The sequence below is a fragment of the Lysinibacillus sp. NPDC092081 genome, from assembly GCF_044755845.1.
GTDB lineage: Bacteria > Bacillota > Bacilli > Bacillales_A > Planococcaceae > Lysinibacillus.
Genome location: NZ_JBIVRU010000034.1, coordinates 15,547 through 19,057, shown reverse-complemented (window position 1 = coordinate 19,057; position 3,511 = coordinate 15,547). Strand labels below are relative to the sequence as shown.

At 36.1% G+C, this 3,511-nt stretch carries 3 protein-coding genes; 1 reads left to right on the top strand and 2 read right to left on the bottom strand.

The annotated features are described in order from the left end of the window. Window positions 1–396 precede the first annotated feature (396 nt). Together ACIQLB_RS24300 and ACIQLB_RS24295 are read right to left on the bottom strand one after the other, a co-directional pair. Window positions 397–1,596, bottom strand: coding sequence for an AI-2E family transporter (locus tag ACIQLB_RS24300; protein WP_400731283.1), 1,200 nt, complete (start codon window positions 1,594–1,596; stop codon window positions 397–399). 64 nt (window positions 1,597–1,660) lie between these two features. Continuing rightward, window positions 1,661–2,611, bottom strand: a complete 951-nt coding sequence (locus ACIQLB_RS24295; RefSeq protein WP_400731281.1) for an LCP family protein — start codon at window positions 2,609–2,611, stop codon at window positions 1,661–1,663. 176 nt (window positions 2,612–2,787) lie between these two features. On the opposite strand from ACIQLB_RS24295, the gene msrA reads away from it, so the two are divergent. Continuing rightward, a complete protein-coding gene (msrA, locus tag ACIQLB_RS24290) occupies window positions 2,788–3,309 on the top strand; it encodes a peptide-methionine (S)-S-oxide reductase MsrA (RefSeq protein WP_400731279.1) in 522 nt (173 codons plus the stop codon). Window positions 3,310–3,511: the final 202 nt, after the last annotated feature.

Genomic DNA, 3,511 nt, shown 5'->3' with positions numbered 1-3,511 from the left:
GGCAAAATTAAAAATGAGTCCGGTGCAATACCGAACTCATTTTACCCGAGCTGCCTAATGAAATAACCGTGTCTAACTTTTAGGGGTCACTTCATAACTTTAATGGTTGGAAGGGTTTTGTTGCTTAACTATTTATATAATGAAAAGTTAAATCAAAAACATTATTTACTGCTGTTTGCTCCGTTTGTTCTTGCCCAGTATTCAGAACTCCTTTCGGTTCTACAAGTATAACTTCACACACGGATGCAGAGTAAGGTTTGTGCTCGACATTTCGTGACAAAACGAACATTTCACCTTCATTTAAAAAGACCAATAATGCTGAAATTTAACTCGTTCTCTGTTTGAAAGATTCATATAAAAAAACAGCTACTGCACATTCGCAGTAGCTGTCTCTTCTTACACATCATATTTTTGATGCATCTCATCCTCATAACGATTATATCGATGTTTAAATAGCTTGAATAAATGTGTCACAAGCACTTTAATAATGGCATAGCCTGGAATCCCTAAAATGACACCTGGTACGCCAAATAAAGAACCAGCCGTTAATAACACGAAAATAATTGTAATTGGATGGATACTAAGTGATTTACCCATAATTTGAGGAGAAATGAATTTCCCTTCAATGAGCTGTACGACCGTCCAAACAATGGCTAGCTTAATAAGCATGAATGGCGATGTTACAAGAGCGATAATGACCGCTGGTGTAATGGCGATGACTGGCCCTAAGTATGGAACCACACTCGTAATCATAGCTAGGAATCCAAGCAATAAGGCATATTTCATACCAATAATTAAAAAGCCGATTGTCACCATTGCACCTATGCACATTGACACTAAAATTTGCCCTTGAATATAGGAACTGATTTGCTTGTCCATGTCATGGAAAATTTCGTGTACTTCTTTGCGCATACGTGGCGGGCACATTTTTAAAATAAAGCTCGGTAGTTTTTCACCATCTTTAAGTAAGTAAAATAAAATAAATGGCACCGTAACTAATGATAAAACAATTCCTGTTAACGTTGAAACGAAGCCAGTAATACCAGATGCCACGCCTTGCGCTAAATTCGCAACTGTATTTTTTACTGTATCTACCGTATCCGTTGTAAAATTTTTCACCATTGCATCATAGTTTAAATTAATTTTATCTAGGTACTCGTTGATACGTGAATTATTAAAAAAATCAGCGATATTTTGTGTAAACGCCATAAAATACCCTGGGAATTCCTGTGCTAAATTAGTAAACTGATCTCGTAAAAACGGATAGACAAGAACTACTAATAACGTTATTATGCCAATCAGAATGATATATAGAATAAAGATACCCCAAACTCTTGGAATACGCCATCTTTCGAAAAGACCTACTATTGGACGTAATAAATAATACCCAATACTGGCGAGTACCCCTGGTAGAATAACTACCTCAAATAAAACTTTAAGCGGGGTAAATATAAAGGAAACTTTTTGGAACATAAAAATAACGCATGCTAGCAATAATAAAATAATCAGTGTAAAAAATAAGTTTTTACCACCTAAAAAGCGAATAAACTTCGTTGAAAAGAAATTCGAACGCTCTCTTGGTCTTTCTTTTTCCATCTACTCACCCCAATACAAATCCTATATCCATATAGTACAGGATAATGTTGGATTTTGCGAAAAATCACTCTAGGGAAATGCCTAAAAATTTACGTAAAAATTCTTTATTTTTCTCTACGTCAATAATAATGGAATCACCGACACCACTAATATTTTTGAAACTATAACTACCTTCAATTGGAATAGTTGCTTTTTCTATTTTGACCTTACCTTTCGACACCATTTTCAATACTTGTTGAATCTCACCTGCTGATGAATAGTCCGTTGTGATATAACCTTGCGCGGCACCAACGAATTTTGGTAAGTTCAACATATTTTGAGGCGATAAAATTTCATTCTTTAAGGCTTCGATAACTTTTTGCTGACGTTCCACTCGACCAAAATCCCCTTTTTCATCGTGACGGAATCGGGCAAAGCCAAGTAATTCTTTACCGTTTAAGTTATGCACACCTTGTTTTAATGAAACGCCAATTTTTTCGGACATATCCTTGTCTACATCCATTTCAACGCCATTTGGCGCAATAATATCTACAAGCGATTCAAAATTTTTAAAATCGATAATTGCATAATGATTAATCGGCAGGCCAAACATATTACCGATCGTATCTTTTAATAATTGGACACCATCTAAATAGTAGGCCGTATTAAGCTTATAGGATTTATAACCAGGAATATCCGCATAAATATCTCGCATTAATGACACGAGCTTGACATCATTTGTTTTCTTGTTCCAAGATAATACCATCATTGTATCTGTACGTGATTTTTCTTCACCACGAGTATCGATTCCTAATAATAAATAATTTTCAACATCACCTTTTACTGGATCACCGGTGAAATTCTCTTGAGCCACTTTTGACTCACTTGCCAATTTTAGCCCACTCCGATATTGCATAACAGAATAACCTATAATGACAATGACACAAAGTAATAACAATGTGAACAATGCTCTCCCTTTACGCAAACGACGTTTTTGGGGACGTTGCGAGCGTCTTGTATAATCTTGCTCTTCCATAACTGTTAACTCCTCTATTTTTTATAGTTAATGTAACGATTCCATATAAAGAAAGGTTCATTTTACATGATGTTGCGAATTCTATCTACACCTATTTATAGGTTATTTTACACCCTATTTGCCAGTTATGAACAAAATAATGCTATAATATTTTCACGAAAGAAAGGATGATAAACATGTTCGAGAAAGCTACGTTTGCTGGTGGTTGTTTTTGGTGTATGGTAAAGCCATTTGTTGAATGGGATGGAATACATAAGGTCACTTCGGGCTACATGGGTGGCCATTTAGACAACCCTACTTATGAGGATGTCAAAAAAGGTACTTCTGGCCATTTAGAAGTAGTCGAAATTGAATTCGACCCAATCGTTTTTAGTTATGAGCAGCTCCTTGATATCTACTGGATGCAAATCGACCCGACGGATGCTTATGGTCAATTCCATGACCGTGGTGAATCGTACTCGACGGCAATCTTTACTTATTCAGAAGAGCAAAAGCGTATTGCAGAAGCATCCAAGGAAAAGCTAGCAAAAAGTGGTCGCTTTGATAAACCTATTGTAACCACAATTCGCGATGCCAAGCACTTTTACCCTGCAGAAGATTATCATCAGGACTATTATAAAAAAGAGTCGGAACATTATCAGCAGGACCGAGCGCTTTCTGGTCGAGATCAGTTCATCGATAAGCATTGGGAAAAATAGCTTACATATAGAAATCCATATCGATAGACGATTCACTTATTGATATAACCGTTTCGAAATCAATTTTTTCATTTCTTTTCATAACGTGTATAAAAAATAATGAACAGTCTATACTATTTAAGATTTCACTTCAAATCCAATGACAAGGAGGGTTAACCCGATGAGTGGGGCTGACCGGTAACTCAGAAGGACCATCAAAGCT

Excerpts from the sequence above, each read along its gene's own strand:
- ACIQLB_RS24300 (WP_400731283.1), bottom strand. The coding sequence starts at position 1,596 with ATGGAAAAAGAAAGACCAAGAGAGCGTTCGAATTTCTTTTCAACGAAG.
- ACIQLB_RS24295 (WP_400731281.1), bottom strand. The coding sequence starts at position 2,611 with ATGGAAGAGCAAGATTATACAAGACGCTCGCAACGTCCCCAAAAACGT.
- msrA (WP_400731279.1), top strand. The coding sequence starts at position 2,788 with ATGTTCGAGAAAGCTACGTTTGCTGGTGGTTGTTTTTGGTGTATGGTA.